The following is a 22,125-nucleotide window of genomic DNA, read 5'->3' as shown; positions in this document are numbered from 1 at the left end:
CGGGTGGTGCGGGTCGTCGATGGTCGCTGACGGGAGGCGCGGGGTGCGCGGGCGGGTCAGCTCGCGCTGGTCGCCGTGCCGGCCTGGATCGCCGTGATGGCGACGGTGTTGACGATGTCGCTGACGAGCGCGCCGCGGGACAGGTCGTTGATCGGCTTGCGGAGGCCCTGCAGGACCGGTCCGATCGCGACCGCACCCGCCGACCGCTGCACCGCCTTGTAGGTGTTGTTGCCCGTGTTCAGGTCAGGGAAGATGAAGACCGTCGCTCGACCGGCGACCGGGGAGTCCGGCATCTTTGCGCTGGCGACCGTGGGGTCGGCCGCGGCGTCGTACTGGATCGGGCCCTCGACCAGCAGGTCCGGGCGACGCTCCCGTACGAAGGCGGTCCCAGCGCGGACCTTGTCGACGTCGGCTCCGGACCCGCTGTCTCCGGTCGAGTAGCTGAGCATGGCGACCCTGGGGTCGATGCCGAACTGCGTGGCCGTCTCGGCGGACGAGATCGCGATGTCGGCGAGCTGCTCGCTCGTCGGGTCCGGGATCACCGCGCAGTCCCCGTAGACGAGGACCCGGTCGGCGAGCGCCATCAGGAACACGCTCGACACGATCGACGTGTCCGGACGGGTCTTGATGATCTCGAACGACGGGCGGATCGTGTGCGCGGTGGTGTGCTTCGCCCCGGACACCATCCCGTCGGCGAGGCCGAGCTGCACCATCATCGTGCCGAAGTAGGAGACGTCGGTCACGGTGTCGCGGGCGAGTTCCACGGACATGCCCTTGTGGGCGCGGAGCCGGGCGTACTCCTCGGCGAAGCGCTCCCGGAGCTCCGGGTCGAACGGGCTGACGAGGTGTGCGGCGTCGAGGTCCAGGCCGAGCTCGGTCGCGCGGGTGCGGATGGCCGCCGGGTCGCCGAGGATCGTCAGCTCGCAGACCTGGCGTTGCAGGAGCGTCGAGGCCGCGCGGAGGATGCGGTCGTCCTCGCCCTCTGGCAGGACGATGTGCTTGCCGTACCCGCGGGCACGGTCGAGCAGACCGTGCTCGAACATGAGCGGTGTCACGACACCCGACGGGGTGACCTGCAGACGGTCCCGCAGTTCGTCGGCGTCGACGTGCTGCTCGAAGAGCGCCAGCGCCAGGTCGGCCTTCCGCGGTGAGTCGGCCGCGAGCCGCCCCCGCGTCTGGGTGATCCGGAGTGCGGTGTCGTACGTGCCGAGGGTGTTCTGGGCGATCGGCAACGAGCTCGAGAGCCCCTCGAGCAGGCGGGAGATCTGCGGTGCGGTCTCGAACCCGCCGTTCAGGATCACGCCCGCCAGGCTGGGGAACGTCTCGGACTGGTTCGCGAGGAGCGTGGCGATCAGGACGTCGCTCCGGTCCCCCGGGACGACCACGATCCCGCCCTCGATCAGACGCGGCAGGACGTTCTCCATGCTCATGCCCGCGACGACCGTGCCGAGGGCTTCGCGGTCGAGCAGCGCGTCGTCGCCACGCACGAGCGTCGCGTCGGTGGCGGCCAGGAGCGCGCGCACGGTCGGGGCGACGAGCACCGGGTCCTCCGGGATCGCCCAGACCGGGACGCCCGGGTGGTCGTCGCGGACCGCGGTGGCGACGCTCGACACGATCGCGTCGAGCGCGTCCGGCGCCGCCCGGTTCACGATCACCGCGAGGAGCTGCGCGTGGGCCGCGCGGAGCTCGCTCGTCGTCACGTCGGCGACCTGCGCCATCGCGTCGGGCGTCCGCGCGCCACGATCGGCGGCGTCGCGGCCGCCGAGGACGAGGAGCACCGGCGCGCCGAGGTTCGCGGCCACCTTCGCGTTGAACGAGAGTTCCGTCGGGCTGCCGACGTCCGTGTAGTCCGACCCGAGGACGACGACGGCGTCGCACTGCCGCTCGACCTGCGCGAACCGGTTCACGATCGTGGCGAGCGCGGCGTCCGGGTCGGCGTGCACGTCGTCGTACGTCACGCCGATCGCGTCGTCGTAGCTGATGCCGACGCCGGTGTGCTGGAGCAGGAGCTGGAGGACGTAGTCGGGCTCGGCGACGGACCGTGCGACCGGACGGAACACACCCACGCGTCCGACGGTGCGGGCGAGCGTCTCGAGGACACCGAGGGCGACGGTGCTCTTGCCGGCGTGCCCCTCTGCTGACGTGATGTAGATGCGGGTCGACACACCTCCAGGGTAGCCGCCGCCCTTGTCCGGTCATGGGGGCCGCCTCGACCTGTGCACAGCGGTGGTCATCCACACCCTCGTGGACCTGTACCATTGGGTGTCGTCGTCGTGAGACGGCGCCAGGAGAATTCGCCTAGTGGCCTATGGCGCACGCTTGGAAAGCGTGTTGGGTGCAAGCCCTCGGGGGTTCGAATCCCCCATTCTCCGCCACGTCACCAGAAGGCATCCGGTCCCGACCGGGTGCCTTCTGTCGTTCCCGCGGACGCAACCGGACGTCAGCGACGTCCCCACAGCCTCCAGGCAGCCCTGCCGCACGGCGCCGGCCGGCGTCGCCGGGCGGCGCCGTCGAGCGCAGCGTCCCCCTCTCGGCGGACCCGCCTGCACCCCGTTCGAGCCGGCGGCTGCGGGAAACGACACCGGGGGTGGAACGCACTGTCCCCGATACCCGTGAGTCGCCTATGCTGTCGGGACGGAGCGCCCCGGGACGGGCGGTCCGAGATGCATCAGACGGCAGGGGCGCCGTCCCCGAGGGCAGCACTCCGTACTGCCCCGAGCATCCCAGGGGACGAGGAGACAGCCGTGGGGGACACCACAGCGGCAGCGGCCACGAGGCCACGCACCGACGTCTTCGACGTGCTCATCCGTCCTCGTCGGTCGCTCGTCCGGTCGACCGCACTCAGCATCGTCTTCTCCGCCGTCCCGCTCGCCGTGGCGCTCCTCTGGGTCTCGTTCCCGTTCCGGCTGTGGGCCCTCGTCGCAGCGGTGGTCCTCGCGCTCGCCGTCGTCGTCGGCATCGCGTTCGTCCGGCTCGGCACCGCCTACATCGGCATCGACTCGCGTGGGGTGGTCATCCACGGCGTCGTGACCACCAACCAGCGGGTCCCGCGGGAGCGGGTGCACCACCTCGTCCTCGCCACGACGTTCGGGCACTCCGCGGACCGGACCACCCGGGAGCTCGTGGCCTTCGACGCCGACGGCGCGCACCTGTTCCGGATGCGCGCCGACGTCTGGGGCGACGCCGGCATCGACCGGGTGGCGGAAGCACTCGGTGTGCAGGTCACCGAGGAACCCCGACCGATCGCCTGGCGGGTGTTCGCGAAGCGCTACCCGACGAGCCGAGCCTGGTACGAGTACACGAGCGCGTTCCTCGTCGTGGGCAGCGTGGCCGTCCTGGTCGTCGTCGGACTGCTGGCGGTCGAGACGGCAGGACTCGCCGGGTCCTGAGCCCCGACGTCCGTGCGGTCAGCCGCAGCCGCCGCCGCCGACCGTCAGTGCGTGAGCGCCGGCACCGTGCGCGGCCGGACGACCGCCCACAGCAGCACGATCGCCACGGCCGAGGTGCTCGCCATCACCGCGGCCATCGGAGCCGCGTGCGTGATGCCGAGCCACCCGACGATGGGCGAGACCAGTCCCGCGACCCCGAAGTTCATCGCCCCGAGGACCGAGGCCGCCGTGCCCGCCTCCTTGCCGTGGGAGGCGAGCCCGATGACCTGCACGAGCGGGAACGAGAACCCGCACGCGGCGATGAAGAACCAGAGCGGGATGAGGACGCCGACGAGTCCGGCGCCGAGCATGTCCAGCACGATGATCGCCGTCGAGGACAGGAACAGCATCGCCGTCGAACAGGCGAGGATCCACTGCGGGCCCACGCGCTGTGCGATGCGCGAGGACACCTGCACGCCGATGACGACCCCGACGGAGTTCACCGCGAAGAGCAGGCCGTACTGCTGGGCGTCGAGCCCGAAGACCTGCTGGAACAGGAACGGTGACGCGCTGAGGTACGAGAACAACCCGCTGAAGACCATCGCCCCGATGAGGGCGACGCCGACGAAGATGCGGTCCGAGAACAGCGCCTTGTAGCGCTGGCCGATCGTCGAGTGGCCCGACTCCTGGCGACGCTCGGGAGGCAGCGTCTCGACGATGAGCAGGATCGAGGCGATGACGACGGCCAGCCCGTAGCAGGCGAGGAAGACGAAGATCCCACGCCAGCTCGTGAACCGGAGCATCTGCGAGCCGATGAGCGGGGCGAGGATCGGCGCGAGTCCGTTCACCATCGCCAGGCGGGACAGCATCCGGACGAGGGGCTTGCCGCCGAACAGGTCGCGCACGGTGGCCATCGCGACGACACCGCCTGCCGCGGCCCCCATGCCCTGCAGGACACGGAACACGCCGAGCACCTCGATGTTCGGCGCGGTCGCGGCCCCGATCGAGGCGGCGACGTGGACCGAGGTGGCGATGATGAGCGGCAGGCGGCGGCCGACCTTGTCGCTCCACGGACCCACCAGGAGCTGCCCGGCGGCGAACCCGAGCGTGGTCGCCGTGAGCGTCAGCTGGACGACACCGTCCGTGACGCCGAACTGGTGCTTCAGCGCCGGGAACGCCGGCAGGTAGAGGTCGATGGTGAACGGTCCGAGCGCGGTGAGCGCGCCCAGGACGAAGACGTAGACGAGTCGCTGACGTCGGGAGAGCGCGTCTCCACGGTGCAGGACGACCCGGAGCGAACCGGTGGTGGCGGGCGCGGTCACGAGCGGATTCCTTCGGCGGTGCAGGGTCGGAGATGGTGATCGCGGCGTTGGTCGAACCAGATCGGTCGAATCGATTCGTCCGCGGAACCATCCTAACAAAAAGCTGTGGAGAAACTGATCTGCGGTACCGTCGGAGTGCTCGGGTGGCTCCGGGCCGAACCGGAAGGGGGTGGGAGTCATGGTGGACGCCCGGATCCTGCACACGACCGCGGCCCTGCGTGACGCGATCCTGCGGCTCGCCGCCGATCGACCGGTCTCCGCCGTCACCGTCGCGGACGTCACCCGCGCCGCCGGGATCAACCGGGCCACGTTCTACTCCCACGCGGTCTCCCCCGGCTCGCTGCTCGCCGACGTCCTGACCCCCGAGCTCGACCGCATCCGCGAGGACGACGCCGACGCACGTCGGATCGCCGCTGCACGCGGGGCCGACAGTGCCGAACTCGCGGCGATCACCCGGCACGGCATCACTGCGGTGGTCGAGCACGTCGTCGCGCACCGGGAGATCTACGTCCGCGCGCTGCCGGATCCGCACGATGCCTGCCTGCACCGGATGCTCGTCGAGCACTTCACCGTGTCGAGTGCCCTGCACATCCAGGAGCTCCCGGTCGACCAGCGTCCGGAGGTGCTCGACGACGTCGCGGCCGGCTTCGTCGCCCAGGGGTTCGTCGGCGCGATCGAGGCGTGGCTCGCCGGGCCCCGTCGCTCCCGCAAGGCGCTCGTGGACACGATCACCCGGTCGTTCCCGGCGTGGTGGGACTGACCCGCAGACGCCGCAGACGCCGCAGACGCCTCAGACGCCTCAGACGCCTCAGACGCCTCGAGGCGCCGCCGAAGTCACGAAGCACCGCCAGAATCCGCGGCGTCTCGCCAACCCCGCGGCGTCCCGCGGGGACGGGCCCGTCTCGCAGACACGGGCCCGTCTCGCGGACACGGGCCCGTCTCGCAGACACGGGCCCGTCTCGCGGAGACGGGCCCGTCTCGCGGAGACGGGCCCGTCTTGTAGACACGGGCCCGTCTTGTAGACAGCATCCCGTCTCCATCAGCGACAGGCGCGTCCCACGACGCGTCTCCCGCCCGCACCGCAACGGACTGGAGGCACGGTGCCAACCGGCACCGTGCCTCCAGTCCGTCAGACGGTCGCGTCGCCTACCGGCGCGCCACCTGGGTCAGGCCGGCGAAGGACACCGCGCCCAGCCCTGTGACGTCGTCGTACCCCTTGGCGGTGGTGAGCGACGTGTCGTGGTCGAGCGTGACCAGGTAGTCCTTGCCCGATGTCGCACTGGTGTACGCCAGGGCGATCGGCGACGACGGCGGACGGACGTCGTTGAACGCACTCGGCGCGGCACGGTACGTGGCGTACAGCGTCGGGTTCGCGAACCCGAGCCGGGTGTGCGTCGACTCCTGCACGAGCGCGGACAGCGCTGCGGTCAGCGGCGACGCCAGCGAGGTGCCGCCGTACGTCTCGTTCTGGAAGTCACCCGTGGCCAGGGTCGTGTCGTCCGTGATCGGGCGGATGCCGATCGCGAAGCCGGTGTACGGGTCGGCCAGTGCCGCGAGGTCCGGCGAGACGCGCTTGCCGTTCGCGAGGGACGCCGGGACGACACCCTTCTGGTAGGCGGGCTGGTCGAACAGCGTGCTCTGGCCGCCACCGGCACCACCGGCGACGATGCCACCGGGGAGCGGGGTCGAGTAGACGTTGCCGCGCGGGCTCGCCACGATCTGGTCGAGGACGTCACCCCAGCCGGTCTCGAAGGTCTTCTTGCCGGTCTTGCCGATCCCCAGGCTGGTCCCACCGACCGCGGTCACCCACGGGCTCGAGGCGGGGAAGTCGGGCTGAGCGCTCCCGAGGGACGCGGACTCGTCGCCGTTGTCACCGCTCGAGAAGTAGAGGCCGATGCCCTCACCGGCAGCCTGGATGTGCAGGTTGACCTGCCCGCGGATGCTCGAGAGCGGGACGTTCTCGCCGACGTCGCCGTAGCTGTTGCTGATGAGGTTCGCGAGGCCCTGGTCGAGGATCTTCGACATCGCGACGTCGAGGCCACCACCACAGTTCGTGCCACCGACGTAGAGGATCTTCGCGGACGGGGCGACGGCGTGCACGGACTGCACGTCGAGCGTCTCCTCGCCCTGCCATCCGCTCGGCTGCTGGCAGAGCACCTGGTCGGTGAACTCCGACGGCGACGGGATCCGCTGTTCGAACGTCGCGCTCGTGAGCTGCGGTTCACCGTTCTGCGCGGAGTACGTGTTCGTGTCGTGCACGATCGTCGGCGACGCGTACGCGTCGATGATCGCGACGGTCTGTCCCTGGCCCCGCACGCCCTGCTTCGCGAGCGTGTCGACGCCGTACGCGGAGCGGATCTGGGACGGCACGTAGCCACAGGCGAACGTGTGCACGCTCGTCTTCCCGTAGGCCGCGGGCACGGTCGCGGTGTGCTCGCCGTCGTACTTCGAGCACTGCGCCTGGATGCCGGTCGGGGTCGTGGCCTGCTGACGCAGCCCGTGGGTCGGCACCGAGGACGCCGGCAGCTCGCCCTGCTGGACGAGCTCCGGGTGGGTCAGGAGACGACCCTGGTCGACGCTGACGCCGCTCACGAGACCCGCGATGGAGGCCGGGAGGCTCGGTGCGGCTGACGGGGCGACCAGCGTCCGCTGGGCGTGCCGGTACGTGTGGAGCGAGGTGCCGAGCACCGAGTTGACGACCGAGGCCGGTCCGCGGAACACGACGAACTCGTGGCTCGCGGGGACGGCGGTGATCGACAGGCCCTGGGCCCGGAGGAACCCGGTCACCTGGTCGGCGTCGGCCTTCGTCGGCGCGAACTTCGCGATCCACGCGGCGGGGGTGAGCGGCTTCCGGTAGCGAGCCGTGCCGGGCGTCGAGACGGCGGTGGCGAGCGCCTCGGCACCCGCCTGGTTCTTGAGGGGGAGGTAGACCTCGCCCTCCACGTCGGTGTCCGCGGCGACGGCGCCCGTGTCGTTGGACGCGGTGGCCCAGGCCGGGACGGAGTCGGGCAGTGCGTGGCGGGTCGCGGCGTCGGCGGGTCCGGCGGCGAACACCACCGCGCCGATCGTGCAGGCCGCGGCGGTCAGCGCCAGGGCAGCGGTGCGGGTGGTGGTCGTGGGCGGGGTGGTCCGGCGGGGAGTCGGTGGGCGTCGATGCACTTCGGGTCCTCTCAACGGGGCGCCCACCACCGGGAGGCGGACCGCCGTGACGGTCCTGGATTCCCAGCGGCTTCGTGGGCTGCGGTGAGCTGACTGTAGTGAGCGTGGCGACCGGCCGGACAGTCGGTCGTTCCACCGACGAACGGTGTCACCCGTTCGAGGGGCGAACCTGTTCGGGCGCACAGCCACCGATCGCCGTGGTTCCGGGACTCCGGGTGGATCGGCTGGGTGCTGGCCCTGAACCCGGGAAATCCGTGTCGCGGTCCGTCGCGGGGCGGCGGTGCGGGAACCGGCTGCGGCGTTGGCGCCCGCGCTGGCACTGGCGCGGTCGTCAGCCGCGCTCGGGCTGCTCGCCCCGCTGCAGCGACGCGACCACCGCGACCGCTCGCCCGACCAGTGCGGCGTCGGAGTCGGTGCCCTGCACCCGGTAGTCCGGTCCGACCCCGGTGCCCCCCGACCCGGACCCCGGCAAGGGATCACCGATCGCGACCACGACCACGCCCGCGTCGCGCGCAGTCTGCAGCGCTCCGGTCAGGGCAGCCGGGTCCGCCGCCTCGACGAGCAGGACCTTCGCTCCACTGCGGACGAGGGCCCGGACGGCCGATCGCTGGTCAGCAGCGGGGTCGCTCGCGCTCGCGACACGGACGTCCGGGCGGAACCCCGCCGACGTCAGGTCCTTCCGGAACCGGTCGGGCAGCGCGACACCACCCGAGCTCGGACCCGGTGTGGCCGCCGCGGCCAGCAGCACGACGCCGACCTCGGCGTGGCGGGCGAACCCGCCGTCGGACTGCGTCCCCGTGCTGCTCGAGACCGGGGTCGGCGCAGCGGTGGTCGCCCCCTGGCACCCGGTCAGTGCGAGCGCCGCGGTCAACGCGACGGCTGCGACGGCGATGCGCGGCACGATGGTCCTCCCCCTCGATCGGGAGTGTCACGGTACCCGTCGTGCGCCGACCGCATCGGGAACCGGCGCGCTGGCTGGCTGCCGGTGGTGCCGCCTACCGCAGCCTCACGCGGTCGGCACCGGACGCGGCACCGGACCCGGGACCGGCCCGAGCCGACGCACGGCGGCGATCGCGAGCACGGCGATGAGCGTCATCCCCGCGAACACCAGCGGGAACGACACCGATCCCGTCGCACCGCCCGTGCCGATGAACAGCAGTCCGGTGACCGCCAGGCCGATCACGCTGCCCGAGGCATCGGCGATCGTGAGGGCCGAGCTCGCGAACCCGTCATCGCCCTCGCCCGAGAAGCGCAGCGTGAGCATCGACGTGCGCGGGTAGATCGCGCCCATCCCGGCCCCGCCGACGAACCAACCGACCACGAGCACCCACCACGGCAGGCCGAAGGTCGCGACGGTCAGCGCGGTGAGCAGGCTCACGAGCACGAGCGCGAGACCGGCGCCGAACGTACGGGTCGCCGTGAGTCGGTCCTCTCCGAGTCGACCGTGCAACCAGCTCGAAGCCGCCCAGCTCAGCGCCGCCACCGTCAGTGCCAGCCCTGCCGCAGACGGCGACAGACCGTGCTTCGCCTGCAGCAGGTACGGCACGTACGCCTCGCTCCCGAAGAACGACGCGGCGACCAGGCCACGCAGCAGGATCACCGACGGCAGCCCGGGGGCCGCGCGGAAGGTCCCCGTCGGCAGCAGCGGTCGGAGCGCGGCCCAGGTCCCGACCAGCCCGACGACCACCGCGGCGACCCGGGCCCACGCACCGAGGTCCGGCGCGACGTTCAACAGCAGGATCGCGATCGCCGCCCCGAACGACCACCCGATGCGGGCACCCTGCCAGGCCGGCCGCAGTGCGAGCGCCGGCGCGTGCACACGACCGAGCGTCGGGACGAGCAGGGCGAAGGCACCGAGTGCAATCGCCAGGGCGCCCGCGAACACCCAGTGCCAGTTCCACACGTCCGTGACCACGCCGGCGATCGCAGGGCCGACCAGCGCGGGGACCACCCAGGCGGCTGCGAACCCGGCGAACACCGGGCCGTGCAGCTCCGGCGGGAAGATCCGGGCGACCAGGACGTACAGCACGACGTCGATGGCGCCCGCACCGAAGCCCTCGACGAGCCGCCCGGCCAGGAAGACCTCCATCGTCGGCGCGAGCATGACCACCGCCGTGCCCACCGCGAACAGCGCCGCGGACACCCACGCGACGATCCGTCCCCCGGCCCGGTCGGTCCAGTTGCCGGCGAGCACCATGCCCGGCACCCCCGCCGCCAGGGGCGCGGCGAACGCCAGCGCGTAGAGGGTCTCGCCGTCCAGGTCGCGGCTGATCTCCGGCATGATCGTCGTCATCGCCAGGTTCTGGAACGCGGCCACCGCGACGATGGCGACCATGCCGACCGTCGCGAGCGCGTACCGCCCGCTGAACAGGCTCACCCGCGATGCCGTCGTGCCCACCCCACGATCGTAGGGGTGTCACTCGGCGCGCGAGTGCGCGCGGACCAGCGCCACGCAGCGCACTCGCCGTCGCCAGCCACCGTGGGCCGGCACGACGCAGCGCACCGACCGGCACCGCGGGCCGGCATGACTCAGCGCGCGAGCGCCTCCCGCAGGTCGGCGACCAGGTCCCCGGCGTCCTCGATGCCGACCGACAGCCGCACGACGTTCTCCGGCACCGCCAGCTCCGTGCCCTTGACCGAGGCGTGCGTCATCTCGCTCGGGTACCCGATGAGGGACTCGACACCGCCGAGCGACTCGGCGAGCGCGAACAGCTCCGTCGACTCCGCGAAGCGACGAGCCGCGTCCGCACCCCCGGCGAGCGCCACGGACAGCATGCCGCCGAACCCGCGCATCTGCTTCGCCGCGACCTCGTGGCCGGGGTGGTCGGCGAGGCCCGGGTAGTAGACCCGCTCGATGCCGGGCTCCGCGACGAGCGCCTCGGCCACGGCCTGCGCGTTGGCAGAGTGCCGCTCCATCCGGACGGCGAGGGTCTTGATGCCGCGCGTGGTCAGGAAGGCGTCGAACGGCGACGAGATCGCGCCGGCGCCGAACTGCAGGAACTGCACCTGGGCGGCGAGCTCCTCGTCGGCGAGGACGATCGCCCCGCCGACCACGTCGGAGTGGCCGCCGAGGTACTTGGTGGTCGAGTACGACACGACGTCCGCGCCGAGCGCGAGCGGCTGCTGCAGGTACGGCGACGCGAAGGTGTTGTCCACCACGACGAGCGCGCCGGCTGCGTGGCCGACCTCGGCGAGCAGGGCGATGTCGGCGATCTTCATGAGCGGGTTCGTCGGCGTCTCCACCCAGAGGACGGTCTTGGCGGGCGCACCCTCGAGTGCGGCACGGACGTCGTCCACGGTGCTCATGTCGACGACCACGAGCTCGACGCCCCACGGGACGTGCAGGCGGCTGACGAGCCGGTGCGTCCCGCCGTACACGTCGTTCCCCATCACCACGCGCGATCCCGGCGTCAGGTACGCCCGGAGCAGGGCGTCCTCGGCAGCGAGCCCGGACGCGAACGAGTAGGCGGCCACGCCACCGTCGAGGTCCGCGAGCATCGTCTGCAGCGCATCGCGCGTCGGGTTGCCGGCGCGCGAGTACTCGTACCCGTTCCGCATGCCGCCGATGCCGTCCTGCAAGTAGGTCGACGTCAGGTGGATCGGTGGGATGACGGCGCCGGTGGGGCCGTCGGGCTCCTGGCCGGCGTGGACGGCGCGGGTGCTGAACTCGGTCATGGTGGGTTCTCCGGGTGGTCGCTTCTGGTCGGTCGGGAGGCGCGGCGCGCGTCGCGCGACGCGGTGCGGATCCTGGAGGCGGTGCGGGTCTGGAAGGTGCGGGTCTGGGAGGCACGGTGCGCGTCCGGCGCACACCGTGCCTCCAGGACGCAGCCCGCTACTCCGACAGGTAGGTGAGCAGGTCGTGACGGGTGAGCACCGTGGCGGGCTTGCCGTCGTCCACGACCAGGAGGGCGTCGGCGGACTCGAGCGCCCGCCGGGCGGCGGACACCGACTCCCCCACGCCGATGAGCGGCAGCGGCTCGCCGACGAACGGGGAGAGCGCGTCGGCCATGGCGGCCGCGCCGGTGAAGACCTGCTCGAGCAACGCCTTCTCCTCCACGGCGCCGACGACCTCGCCGATGACGACGGGTGGCTCGGCGCTCAGGACGGGCATCTGGGACACCCCGTACTTCGTCATGATGTCGACGACGTCGCGGACGGTGTCCGACGGGTGGGCGTGCACGAGGTCGGGCAGTCGACCGTCCTTGCCCGCGATGAGCGAGCCGACGGTGCGCTCCTCGTCCGTCTCGGCGAAGCCGTACGAGCGCATCCAGCGGTCGTTGAAGATCTTGCCCAGGTAGCCGCGTCCGCCGTCGGGCAGCAGCACGACGACCACGTCGTCCTCGGTGAGGTCCGCCGCGGCCCGCAGTGCGGCGACGACCGCCATGCCGCTCGAGCCACCGACGAGCAGGCCCTCCTCGCGCGCCAGGCGACGGGTCATCGCGAACGACTCGGCGTCGGTGACCGCGATGATCTCGTCCGGGATGCCGGCGTCGTAGGCGGCCGGCCAGAAGTCCTCGCCAACGCCCTCCACCAGGTAGGGCCGCCCGGTGCCGCCGGAGTAGACGGAGCCCTCGGGGTCGGCGCCGATGATGCGGACGCGCCCGTCCGACGCTTCCTTCAGGAACCGGCCGGTGCCCGAGATGGTGCCGCCCGTCCCGACGCCCGCCACGAAGTGCGTGATGCGTTCCTCGGTGTCGCGCCAGATCTCCGGACCGGTGGTCTCGTAGTGGCTGCGCGGCCCGTTCGGGTTCGCGTACTGGTTCGGCTTGTAGGCGCCCGGGATCTCCCGCACGAGCCGGTCGGACACCGAGTAGTACGACTCCGGGTCGTCCGGCGCGACCGCGGTCGGCGTCACGACGATCTCGGCTCCGTAGGCGGTCAGGACGTTCCGCTTGTCCTCGCCGACCTTGTCGGGCAGGACGAAGACGCAGCGGTACCCGCGCTGCTGGGCGACGAGCGCGAGCCCGACGCCGGTGTTGCCGGAGGTCGGCTCGACGATGGTGCCGCCGGGTCCCAGGTCACCCGAGGCCTCGGCGGCGTCGATGATCCTGGTCGCGATGCGGTCCTTCGACGATCCGCCGGGGTTCAGGTACTCGACCTTCACCAGGACGGTCGCGCGGATCCCCTCGGTGACCCGGTTGAGCTTGACGAGCGGGGTGTTCCCGACGAGGTCGAGGACGGAGTTCGCGTATCGCACGGGCCGATTCTAGGGCGCGCTCATCCGAGTGCGTCGGCGGGTGCGTTCTGCTGTCGGTGCAGCTCCGCGTAGGTACCGCCCAGGGCGAGCAGTTCCTCGTGCGTGCCCTGCTCGACGATGCGGCCGTGGTCGAGCACGAAGACGACGTCGGCGTCGCGCACCGTGGACAGCCGGTGCGCGATCGAGATCGTGGTACGCCCGGCCGCGGCGTTGTCGAGGGCCGTCTGCACGACCCGCTCGGAGATCGAGTCGAGCGCGCTCGTGGCCTCGTCGAGCACGAGCACGGGCGGGTCCTTCAGCAGCACGCGCGCGATCGCGATGCGCTGCTTCTCGCCGCCGGACAGCCGGTACCCGCGCTCCCCCACCACGGTGTCGTAGCCGTCGGGGAAGGACGCGATCGTGTCGTGGATGTTCGCGGCGCGGGCGGCACGCTCGAGTTCCTCGGCGGTGGCGTCGGGCTTCGCGTACCGCAGGTTGTCGCCGATCGTGGCGTGGAACAGGTACGTCTCCTGGGACACGATGCCGATGTGCCGCATGAGGTCCTCGTGCTCGAGGTCCCGGACGTCCTGCCCGGCGAAGCGGACCGACCCGCTCGTCGCCTCGTAGAGCCGCGGCACGAGGTACGAGACCGTCGTCTTCCCCGCGCCGGACGGGCCGACGAAGGCGGCGAACTGCCCGGGCTGCAGGTCGAACGAGATCCCCCGGAGCGTCGGCTTGTCCGGCTCGCCGTCCGGGTAGGTGAAGGTCACGTCCTCGAACGCCACCTGGCCCACGAGTCGTTCGTCGACCGGCTTCGCGGTCGGCGAGTCCGTGATCGCGGGCCGCAGGTCGAGGTACTCGAAGATGCGGGCGAACAACGCGCCGGAGGTCTGCAGGTCGAGCACGACCCGGAGGAGCCCCACGGTCGGGAAGAGCAGGCGCGACTGCACGGTGGTGAACGCCACGATGGTGCCCGCGGTGATCGGGATGCCGCCGAGGATCAGGTACGCCGCCACCAGGTAGATGATCGCCGGGATGATCGACAGGAAGATCTGGACGATGGCGAAGAACCACTGTCCGGACATCTGCTGGCGCACCTGCAGGCGGATCTGGTTCCGGTTCTCGGCGCCGTAGCGCTGGGTCTCGCTGCGCTGCTGGTTGAAGCTCTTGGCGAGCAGGATGCCGGAGACGCTCAGTGCCTCCTGGGTGATCGCCGTCATGTCGGACAGTGACTCCTGCGTCTGCCCGGCGATCCGCGCCCGCACCTGCCCGACCCGACGCTGGGCGATCACGAGCAGCGGCAGGAGGACCACGGCGACGATCGTCATCTGCCAGCTGAGCAGGAGCATCGCCACGACCGCGGCGATGACCGTGACGGTGTTGCCGAGCACCGACGAGATCGTGTTGTTCAGCACGCTGGCGACACCGCCGACGTCGTTCTGGAGGCGGGACTGGATCACGCCGGTCTTGGTGCGCGTGAAGAACGCCAGTTCCATGCGCTGCAGGTGCCCGAACAGGCGCATGCGCAGCGAGCCCATCACCTTGTTGCCGACCGTCGCGGTGAGGTAGGTCTGCCAGACGCCCACACCGGCGCTGGCGATCCACAGGCCGACCATCGCACCGACGAGTCCGGCCAGGACGGGCAGGTCCGGTCGGCCGGCCCGTGGGAACAGCCCGCGGTCGAACGCCTGCTGGGTCAACAGCGGCGGGACGACGGAGATCGCGGCACCGATCAGCACCAGGACGATCGTCAGGATGATCGACCGGCGGTGCGGCACGAAGAGCGCGGCCGTGCGGCGGAGCAGGTGCGGGATCTCGGGGGCGTCCGCGTTCGCCGCCTTCTGGGCGTCGACGTCCCCGCTGGAGAGCCGTCCGCCACCGCGCGGCCCACCGCCGTGCATCCCGCCCATCGTCATGCGCATCCTCCTGCCGGGCGCCGGCAGCCGACGACCCGGAACGAATCTAGACCCGCCCGGGGACATCTCCCTGATCGTGGGCGCGGACCCTGGAGGCACGGTTTGACCCCGTCCGGGGGGCATGCCACCATCAGCCGGTCCCCCGTTCCCGCACCACCGAGGTCCCATGACGTCCGCACCACCCCGTCCCTCGTCCCTCCGACACCAGCTCGCACGCCGCAAGCCGATCGAGCAGCTCCAGTCGGAGGCGTCCGCGGGAGTCGACGGCGAACCGCTCCGTCGCTCCCTCGGGGTGTGGCACCTGACGATGATCAGCGTCGGTGCGACCCTCGGGACCGGCATCCTCGTGGTGCTCGGGACGGCCGTCCCGCTCGCCGGGCCCGCGGTCTGGATCTCGTTCGTGCTCGCCGGGGTCGCCGCGCTGCTGTCCGCACTGTCGTACGCCGAGATGGCCGGTGCCGTCCCCACCTCGGGGTCGAGCTACTCGTACACGTACGCGACGATGGGCGAGGGCATCGCCTGGGTCTGCGGGTGGTGTCTCGTGCTCGAGTACGCGGTCTCCGTCGCGGCGGTCGCGGTCGGTGCCAGCGAGTACGTCGACGAGACCCTCCGCGTGTTCGGCCTGCACCTGCCGACGGCCCTCTCCGCTCCGCCCGGCGACGGCGGGGTGGTCAACCTGCCGGCCGCGCTGCTCGTGCTGCTCGCGACGGCGATCCTGCTGCCCGGGGCCCGGGAGAGCGCCTGGGTGAACACGGTGATGGTGCTCGTGAAGATCGCACTGCTGGTGTTCTTCGTCGCGGTGGCGTTCACGGCGTTCCAGACCCAGCACTTCGAACCGCTCGCACCGATGGGTGCCGCTGGTGTGACGGCCGCGGCCTCCCGGCTGTTCTTCTCGTACATCGGGTTCGACGCCGCCTCCACCGCCGGGGAGGAGGCCAAGGACCCCCGCCGCGACCTCCCCCGCGCGATCATCGGCTCCATCGCGCTCATCACCGCGCTGTACATCCTCGTCGCGATCGCCGCGATCGGAGCCCGCCCGTGGACAGCGTTCTCGTCCGACGAGGCCTCGCTCGTCCGCATCGTCGTCGACGTCACCGGTCAGCCGGTCGTCGCCCTCGTGTTCTCCGTCGGCGCGGTGATCGCGATCGCGAGCGTCGTCCTGACCGTGCTGTACGGACAGACGCGCATCCTCCTGACGATGGCGCGGGACGGCCTCGTGCCGAAGGTCTTCGGCCGGGTCTCGCGCCGCACGGGCACCCCGGTGGCGAACACCCTCATCGTCGGTCTCGTCGTCACCGTGGTGTCGGCGCTCCTGCCCCTCGGCGAGCTCGCGGACGCCACCAGCATCGGCACGCTCGTGGCGTTCGCGCTCGTCAACGTGTCGGTCATCGTGCTCCGGCGCACCCAGCCCGAGCTGGAACGGTCCTACCGTGTGCCGTTCTTCCCGGTCGTCCCGGTCCTCGGCACGCTGTGCTGCGTCCTGCTCGCGGTGTTCCTCGGCGCCGGCACGTGGATCGCCTTCGGCCTGTGGATGGTCGTCGGCGCGGTGCTCTACCTGGCCTACGGCCGCCGCCACAGCACGCTGCGCTGACGCGCGCGGCCCCCGCGCCCCCGCGCGCCGCGCTGCCGCTCGGTGCGAGGTTGATCGCATGGTGCGCGGTCGTTTCCCCGCACCGGCCGAACAACCTCGCACCGAGCCACCCCGCGCCGCGCCCGCGCACGCGGCCGCCCCGCGCACGACGAAGGCCGCCACCCCGAGGGGTGACGGCCTTCGTCAGTACCGAAGGGTACTTACGCGAGCTCGACCGTGGCGCCGGCGGCCTCGAGGGCCTCCTTCGCCTTGTCAGCCGTCTCCTTGTTGACGCCCTCGAGCACCTTGGCGTCGGGGGTCTCAACGAGGGACTTGGCCTCGCCGAGGCCGAGCGACGTGAGGCTACGGACCTCCTTGATGACCTGGATCTTCTTGTCACCGGCCGACTTGAGCACGACGTCGAACTCGGTCTTCTCCTCGACCTCCTCGGCGGGGGCAGCAGCGCCACCGGCCGCGGCGACCGCGACGGGGGCAGCAGCGGTGACCTCGAAGACCTCTTCGAACTTCTTCACGAAGTCCGAGAGCTCGATGAGCGTGAGCTCCTTGAAGGCCTCGATGAGCTCGTCCTGCGAAAGCTTCGCCATGATTTTCTCCTACTACTAGCTAGTACGTGTGGTGGTTGTGGAACGCAGGCCTGGTCAGGCTGCGGACTCCTGCTTCTCGCGCAGAGCGTCCACGGTGCGGACGGCCTGCGAGAGGGGTGCCTGGAACAGGTACGCAGCACCGAACAGCGAGGCCTTGAAGGCGCCGGCGAGCTTGCCGAGCAACACTTCGCGGGACTCGAGGTCAGCGAGCTTGTCCACCTCGGTCGCGGAGAGCGGGTTACCGTCGAAGTAACCACCCTTCACCACGAGCTGGGGGTTCGCCTTGGCGAATGCACGCAGCGACTTCGCGACGGCGACGGTGTCACCGTGGACGAAGGCGAGAGCGGACGGACCGGCGAGTTCCTCGTCGAACGAGGAGATGCCGGCGTTGTTCGCCGCGATCTTGGTCAGCGTGTTCTTCACCACGGCGTACGTGGCGTGCTCACGGATCGAGTTGCGGAGCTCCTTGAGCTGCGCGACCGTGAGACCGCGGTACTCGGTGAGCAGAACGGCGTTCGAGCTACGGAAGGACTCCGTGAGCTCGGCGACCGCAGCTTCCTTGTTCGCCATGGTTCTCCTTGGGGTTCTTGCCGGTAGCCCCAGGTCCCGACTGTGACGAACACAGGCGCACATGAAAAAAGCTCCGGCGCAGAGGCTCGGAGCTGCTCCGGATGAAACCGGAGTGGTTCTGAACACCTGCGCGGGTTGCCTCATGAGAGAGGACCTTCGCTTGCTGCGCGAGCGCAGCAAGAACCGGCGGTCTTTGGCTTCGAGAACAGTAGCAGACACCCAGGGCCGACACCAAACGGTCTGGAGGGACGGTGCGGGCCGGCTCCGCGCCTCCCGTCACCGGCACGGCCAGCGGGCTGCAGACGCGTCGGTCCGCGACCGACGGCGCGCGCCCAGCCCGTCAGGGGGTCGCGTCGGCGACCGCCGGCGTCTCCGACCAGTCGGACGCCTCCGGCACTGGAGCGCCGGTCTCGGTCGCCCTCGTCGACGCGACGGGACGTTCCTCCGTGCGGTCCGCTGGACGCTCGCGCGGCCCGTCCACCGGCAGGTGCACCGTGAACACGGTGTCGCCCGGCTCGCTCGTGACCGTGACCGTCCCGCCGTGCGCCTGCACGACAGCGTCGACGATCGCGAGCCCGAGGCCCGTCGAGCCGGCGGTGCGCGAGCGTGAGCTGTCCGCCCGGGCGAAGCGCTCGAACAGCTTCGGGAGGAACTCGGGGTCGATGCCCTGCCCGGTGTCCCGCACGGTCAGGTCCACTCCCCCGTCGACCGGAGTGATGCCGACGGTGATCCGGGTGCCGTCCGGTGTGTGGGTCCTGGCGTTCGTGACGAGGTTCACGATGACCTGGTGCAGGCGGGCCGCGTCCCCGACGACCACGACGGGCTCGTCCGGTACGTCGACCTCGATGGGGTGCTCGGGCGAGGCCGCGTGGGCGTCGTTCACCGCGTCGAACACGAGCCCGGTCAGGTCGACGTCGTCGAACTGGATCTCGCGGCCCTCGTCGAGCCGGGCGAGGAGCAGCAGGTCCTCGACCATCGTCGTCATCCGGATGGACTCCGACTCGATGCGACTCATGGCGTAGACGACGTCCGGCGGCAGGTCCCTGCCCATCCGCCGGGTGAGCTCGGCGTACCCGCGCACGGATGCCAGCGGCGTGCGGAGCTCGTGCGAGGCGTCGGCGACGAACTGCCGGACCTTCTGTTCCGACCGCTCCCGCGCCTGCATCGCGCTCCCGATGTGTCCGAGCATCCGGTTGAACGCCGCCCCGACCCGACCGACCTCGGTGCGGGGGTCGGCGTCCGGCACGCGGACGTCGTCGAGGGCGTCACTGCGGTCGAGGGGCATCCTGGCGACCGTCGACGCGGTCTCGGCCACACGTTCGAGCGGCCGGAGGGACCGTCGGACGACGACGGCTGCGACCAGGGAGGCCACGAGCAGGGCGGCCGCGACGACGGCGATGACGACCCAGAGCAGTGACCACACGCTCTGGTAGACCGGGGCCATCGGGAGTCCGACCACCAGGACGGCGTTGCCGAGCACGGGGTTGTCCACCTGCACCGCGGCGACCCGGTAGCGCCCGAGGGTGCCGCCGAGGTCCATCGTCGCCGGGGCCACGCCGACCTTGACGTTGCCGAGGCGCTGCAGCTGGGTGCTGGTCAGCTGGGCGCGCGAGCTGTCCTCCTGCAGGACGATGCCACCCGCACCGCCACCGGAGACGTAGTACGCCGTGAGCGTGCCGGCCGCCTGGCCGAGCGGCTGCAGCAGCTCGTCGTTCGGGCGCTGCCCACCCTGCGGCTCGTCGCCCTGTCCCTGACCGAACTTCGTCGACGCCCGGGTGGTGGCCTTCGAGAGCTGGGCGTCGATCGCGGCGGTCTGGAGGCCCGAGAGCGCGAGGATGCTGCCCGCGCCGATCACCGCGCTGACGGCGACCACGAGGGCGACGATGCTCAGGACGAGCCGACGGCGGAGGGTCATGGGGAGGGACGGCGTCCGTTCAGGAGGTGGGCTTGATGACGTACCCGACGCCACGGACGGTGTGGATCATCGGCTGTTCGCCGGCGTCGATCTTCTTGCGGAGGTACGAGATGTAGATCTCCACGACGCTGGACTTGCCACCGAAGTCGTAGGACCAGACGCGGTCGAGGATCTGCGCCTTGCTCAGGACACGGCGGGGGTTGCGCATCAGGAAGCGGAGGAGTTCGAACTCGGTGGCGGTGAGCTCGATCGGCCGGCCGGCACGGGAGACCTCGTACGACTCCTCGTCGAGCAGCAGGTCCCCCACGATGATGCGGGAGTCCCCCGCCTCGGACACGGAGATCTGCGACCGGCGGATCAACCCGCGGAGCCGCGCCACGACCTCCTCGAGGGAGAACGGCTTCGTGACGTAGTCGTCGCCACCGGCGGTGAGCCCGGTGACGCGGTCCTCGACACTGTCCTTCGCGGTGAGGAACAGCACCGGGGTGTCGTCGTTGTTCTGCCGCAGCCGGCTGAGCACCTGCAGCCCGTCGAGGTCCGGCATCATGACGTCCAGCACCATCGCGTCCGGCTTCCACTCGCGTGCAGCACTCAGGGCGTCCTGACCGCCGTTGGCGCTCTTCACGTCCCAGCCCTCGTACCGCAGTGCCATGGACAGGAGGTCGGTGAGGCTGGCCTCGTCGTCGACGACGAGGATGCGCAACGGGGTTCCGTCGGCACGCGTGAGGCGCGGGGCTGCTGCTGGCTGGGAGATGGTCACGTCTTCGAGTATCGAGAGATTCCTATGAGCGCTCTGTGCGGCGGCCATCTGCCGACTGTGGATCGTCCTCCATCGCCCCTTCATAGCTGCTCGCGTGCCCACGCTTGGGTCGGCTCCCTACGTTCTCCCCCGTCGGCCCCGCCGTGCGCTCCGCACGGCCGGTGACCCCCGCCGGCCACCACCGAGGAGAACCATGTTCCTGACCTACCTCAGGCGAGAACTCACGAACCGCACGAAGCAGACGGTGATCATCGCCGTCGGCATGGCGCTCGCGATCGCCCTCGTCGTCATCGTGTCGTCCATCGCGAGCGGGGTGCAGTCCGCCCAGTCGAGTGTGCTGCAGTCCGTCTACGGCGTCGGTACCGACATCACCGTCACGAAGACCGAGACGCCGTCGAGTACGGGGCGTCCGGCCTTCGACTTCGGCAAGCAGAGCGGGACGGGGTCGACGAACCTGTCGCAGTCACGGCTCGCGGTCGCCCGGGGCGCGAGCACCCTCAGCACCGCCGACGTGACGACGGTGGCGGGGACGAGCGGTGTGAAGACCGCGACCGGCGTCCTCACGCTCGAGGACACCACGTTCTCGGGGCAGGTGCAGCAGAACGACAGCGGCACGAGCGGCAGCGCAACCGGAAGCGGCACGGGCCGCGGCGCTGGCACCGGCAGCGCGCAACGCAGCCCCGGCGGCTTCGGCGGCGGTTCGTTCTCCGTCGACTCGTTCACCGTGACCGGGATCCCGGTCTCCGGCGACACCGTCGGTCCGCTGACGAGCACCGAGCTCTCGACGGGTCGGACCTTCACGTCGTCGGACGCCGGCAAGGACGTGGTCGTGCTCGACTCCTCGTACGCGAAGAGCGAGTCGAAGGCCGTCGGCAGCACCGTCTCCATCGGCGGGAAGACCTTCACCGTCATCGGGATCGTGGCACCCACCGGCTCGTCGAGCACGACCGGATCGAACACCTACATCCCGCTCGACACCGCACAGACGCTGGCGAGTCTCAGTGGCAAGGTCACGTCGATCTACGTCTCGGCGACGTCCTCGTCCGACGTCGGATCGGTCAAGTCGGCGCTGCAGAAGGAGCTCACGAGCGCGACCGTCTCCACGGAGGCCGACCTTGCCTCGAGCGTGTCCGGCTCGCTGGCCACCGCCTCGAGCCTCGTCTCGAACCTCGGCACCTGGCTGTCGATCATCGTCCTGGCGGCGGCGTTCCTCATCGCGATCCTCTTCACGATCTCCGGCGTCACCCGGCGCACCCGCGAGTTCGGCACCCTGAAGGCCATCGGCTGGTCGAACGGTCGCATCACCCGGCAGGTCGCCGGTGAGTCGTTGGTGCAGGGGCTGATCGGCGGCGTGATCGGCGCGGCGGTCGGCCTGATCGGGATCCTCGTGGTGAACGTCATCGCGCCGACGATCTCGGCGAGCGCCTCGACCACGACGAACCGCGGCGGCACGGGCGGGTTCCCGGGCGGTGCCGCGACCGCCGCGGCCGGCGGCGGCTCCGCGGGCGGCGTGCCCGCAGGGGGGTTCGGCGGCGGTGCGGCCCGGGCGGCCACGACCACGGACGTCGTGTTGCACGCGCCCGTCACCGTCGAGGTGATCGCGCTCGCGATCGGCCTCGCGATCCTCGGCGGCCTCCTCGCCGGAGCGCTCGGCGGATGGCGGGCGAGCCGCCTGCGTCCGGCCGAGGCCCTGCGGAGCGTCGCCTGATGTCCGCCCACCCACAGCACCCAGCACCCGAAGGAGCCATCGTGACCAGCACCGAG

General features: G+C 71.2%; 16 protein-coding genes and 1 tRNA gene. 5 read left to right on the top strand and 12 right to left on the bottom strand.

Going from position 1 to position 22,125, the window contains the following annotated elements:
- Positions 1-56 precede the first annotated feature (56 nt).
- On the bottom strand, positions 57-2,165 hold the full coding sequence (gene pta, locus J7E22_RS10335) for a phosphate acetyltransferase (protein WP_214981651.1): 2,109 nt from the start codon (positions 2,163-2,165) through the stop codon (positions 57-59).
- A 122-nt stretch (positions 2,166-2,287) separates the two neighbouring features.
- Here pta and J7E22_RS10330 point away from each other — a divergent pair.
- Positions 2,288-2,375 (top strand) — tRNA-Ser (locus J7E22_RS10330).
- Positions 2,376-2,744: 369 nt separating this feature from the next.
- Positions 2,745-3,389, top strand: coding sequence for a hypothetical protein (locus J7E22_RS10325; protein ID WP_214981650.1), 645 nt, complete (start codon positions 2,745-2,747; stop codon positions 3,387-3,389).
- A gap of 44 nt (positions 3,390-3,433) precedes the next feature.
- Here J7E22_RS10325 and J7E22_RS10320 read toward each other — a convergent pair whose 3' ends face one another.
- Positions 3,434-4,690: a multidrug effflux MFS transporter gene (locus J7E22_RS10320; protein WP_214981649.1), complete on the bottom strand. Its 1,257-nt coding sequence runs from the start codon at positions 4,688-4,690 to the stop codon at positions 3,434-3,436.
- A 178-nt stretch (positions 4,691-4,868) separates the two neighbouring features.
- Here J7E22_RS10320 and J7E22_RS10315 point away from each other — a divergent pair, with 178 nt between their 5' ends.
- Positions 4,869-5,450, top strand: a complete 582-nt coding sequence (locus tag J7E22_RS10315; RefSeq protein WP_214981648.1) for a TetR/AcrR family transcriptional regulator — start codon at positions 4,869-4,871, stop codon at positions 5,448-5,450.
- Between the two features lie 386 nt (positions 5,451-5,836).
- Here the strand turns inward: J7E22_RS10315 and J7E22_RS10310 are convergent, their stop codons facing one another.
- The 6 genes from J7E22_RS10310 to J7E22_RS10285 all read right to left on the bottom strand — a co-directional run bounded on the left by J7E22_RS10310 (position 5,837) and on the right by J7E22_RS10285 (position 14,935).
- Entirely contained in the window at positions 5,837-7,849 is a 2,013-nt protein-coding gene (locus J7E22_RS10310) for a S53 family peptidase (RefSeq protein ID WP_308159220.1), read from the bottom strand.
- A 331-nt stretch (positions 7,850-8,180) separates the two neighbouring features.
- Positions 8,181-8,750 carry a substrate-binding domain-containing protein gene (locus tag J7E22_RS10305; RefSeq protein WP_214981647.1) on the bottom strand — a complete coding sequence of 190 codons (570 nt, stop codon included), beginning with the start codon at positions 8,748-8,750 and terminating at the stop codon, positions 8,181-8,183.
- A gap of 105 nt (positions 8,751-8,855) precedes the next feature.
- Entirely contained in the window at positions 8,856-10,247 is a 1,392-nt protein-coding gene (locus tag J7E22_RS10300; RefSeq protein WP_214981646.1) for an MFS transporter, read from the bottom strand.
- A 131-nt stretch (positions 10,248-10,378) separates the two neighbouring features.
- Positions 10,379-11,524 (bottom strand): cystathionine gamma-synthase, encoded by a 1,146-nt coding sequence (locus J7E22_RS10295; protein ID WP_214981645.1) that lies wholly within the window; start codon positions 11,522-11,524, stop codon positions 10,379-10,381.
- A 157-nt stretch (positions 11,525-11,681) separates the two neighbouring features.
- Positions 11,682-13,046: a cystathionine beta-synthase gene (locus tag J7E22_RS10290; protein WP_214981644.1), complete on the bottom strand. Its 1,365-nt coding sequence runs from the start codon at positions 13,044-13,046 to the stop codon at positions 11,682-11,684.
- 20 nt (positions 13,047-13,066) lie between these two features.
- Positions 13,067-14,935 carry an ABC transporter ATP-binding protein gene (locus tag J7E22_RS10285; protein ID WP_214981856.1) on the bottom strand — a complete coding sequence of 623 codons (1,869 nt, stop codon included), beginning with the start codon at positions 14,933-14,935 and terminating at the stop codon, positions 13,067-13,069.
- Between the two features lie 172 nt (positions 14,936-15,107).
- Here J7E22_RS10285 and J7E22_RS10280 point away from each other — a divergent pair, with 172 nt between their 5' ends.
- Positions 15,108-16,532: an APC family permease gene (locus J7E22_RS10280; protein ID WP_214981643.1), complete on the top strand. Its 1,425-nt coding sequence runs from the start codon at positions 15,108-15,110 to the stop codon at positions 16,530-16,532.
- A gap of 200 nt (positions 16,533-16,732) precedes the next feature.
- On the opposite strand, the gene rplL is transcribed toward J7E22_RS10280, so the two are convergent.
- The 4 genes from rplL to J7E22_RS10260 all read right to left on the bottom strand — a co-directional run bounded on the left by rplL (position 16,733) and on the right by J7E22_RS10260 (position 20,409).
- A complete protein-coding gene (gene rplL, locus J7E22_RS10275; RefSeq protein WP_214981642.1) occupies positions 16,733-17,116 on the bottom strand; it encodes a 50S ribosomal protein L7/L12 in 384 nt (127 codons plus the stop codon).
- Positions 17,117-17,170: 54 nt separating this feature from the next.
- Positions 17,171-17,686, bottom strand: coding sequence for a 50S ribosomal protein L10 (gene rplJ / locus J7E22_RS10270; RefSeq protein WP_214981641.1), 516 nt, complete (start codon positions 17,684-17,686; stop codon positions 17,171-17,173).
- Between the two features lie 340 nt (positions 17,687-18,026).
- A complete protein-coding gene (locus J7E22_RS10265; protein ID WP_214981640.1) occupies positions 18,027-19,601 on the bottom strand; it encodes a cell wall metabolism sensor histidine kinase WalK in 1,575 nt (524 codons plus the stop codon).
- 19 nt (positions 19,602-19,620) lie between these two features.
- On the bottom strand, positions 19,621-20,409 hold the full coding sequence (locus J7E22_RS10260; protein WP_285439893.1) for a response regulator transcription factor: 789 nt from the start codon (positions 20,407-20,409) through the stop codon (positions 19,621-19,623).
- A 145-nt stretch (positions 20,410-20,554) separates the two neighbouring features.
- On the opposite strand from J7E22_RS10260, the gene J7E22_RS10255 reads away from it, so the two are divergent.
- Entirely contained in the window at positions 20,555-22,069 is a 1,515-nt protein-coding gene (locus tag J7E22_RS10255) for an ABC transporter permease (protein WP_214981639.1), read from the top strand.
- The last annotated feature ends 56 nt before the right edge of the window (positions 22,070-22,125 follow it).

Source organism: Curtobacterium sp. ISL-83, assembly GCF_018613895.1.
Taxonomy (GTDB): Bacteria; Actinomycetota; Actinomycetes; order Actinomycetales; family Microbacteriaceae; genus Curtobacterium.
Note: the sequence above shows the minus strand (reverse complement) of the source record. Positions and strands in the feature narration are given on the sequence as shown.

Bases quoted from the DNA above. Each gene is read 5' to 3' on its own strand.
- J7E22_RS10285 (WP_214981856.1), bottom strand. From the start codon at position 14,935: ATGGGCGGGATGCACGGCGGTGGGCCGCGCGGTGGCGGACGGCTCTCC.
- J7E22_RS10265 (WP_214981640.1), bottom strand. From the start codon at position 19,601: ATGACCCTCCGCCGTCGGCTCGTCCTGAGCATCGTCGCCCTCGTGGTC.
- J7E22_RS10255 (WP_214981639.1), top strand. From the start codon at position 20,555: ATGTTCCTGACCTACCTCAGGCGAGAACTCACGAACCGCACGAAGCAG.
- J7E22_RS10315 (WP_214981648.1), top strand. From the start codon at position 4,869: ATGGTGGACGCCCGGATCCTGCACACGACCGCGGCCCTGCGTGACGCG.
- rplJ (WP_214981641.1), bottom strand. From the start codon at position 17,686: ATGGCGAACAAGGAAGCTGCGGTCGCCGAGCTCACGGAGTCCTTCCGT.
- J7E22_RS10280 (WP_214981643.1), top strand. From the start codon at position 15,108: ATGACGTCCGCACCACCCCGTCCCTCGTCCCTCCGACACCAGCTCGCA.
- rplL (WP_214981642.1), bottom strand. From the start codon at position 17,116: ATGGCGAAGCTTTCGCAGGACGAGCTCATCGAGGCCTTCAAGGAGCTC.
- J7E22_RS10295 (WP_214981645.1), bottom strand. From the start codon at position 11,524: ATGACCGAGTTCAGCACCCGCGCCGTCCACGCCGGCCAGGAGCCCGAC.
- J7E22_RS10260 (WP_285439893.1), bottom strand. From the start codon at position 20,409: ATGGCCGCCGCACAGAGCGCTCATAGGAATCTCTCGATACTCGAAGAC.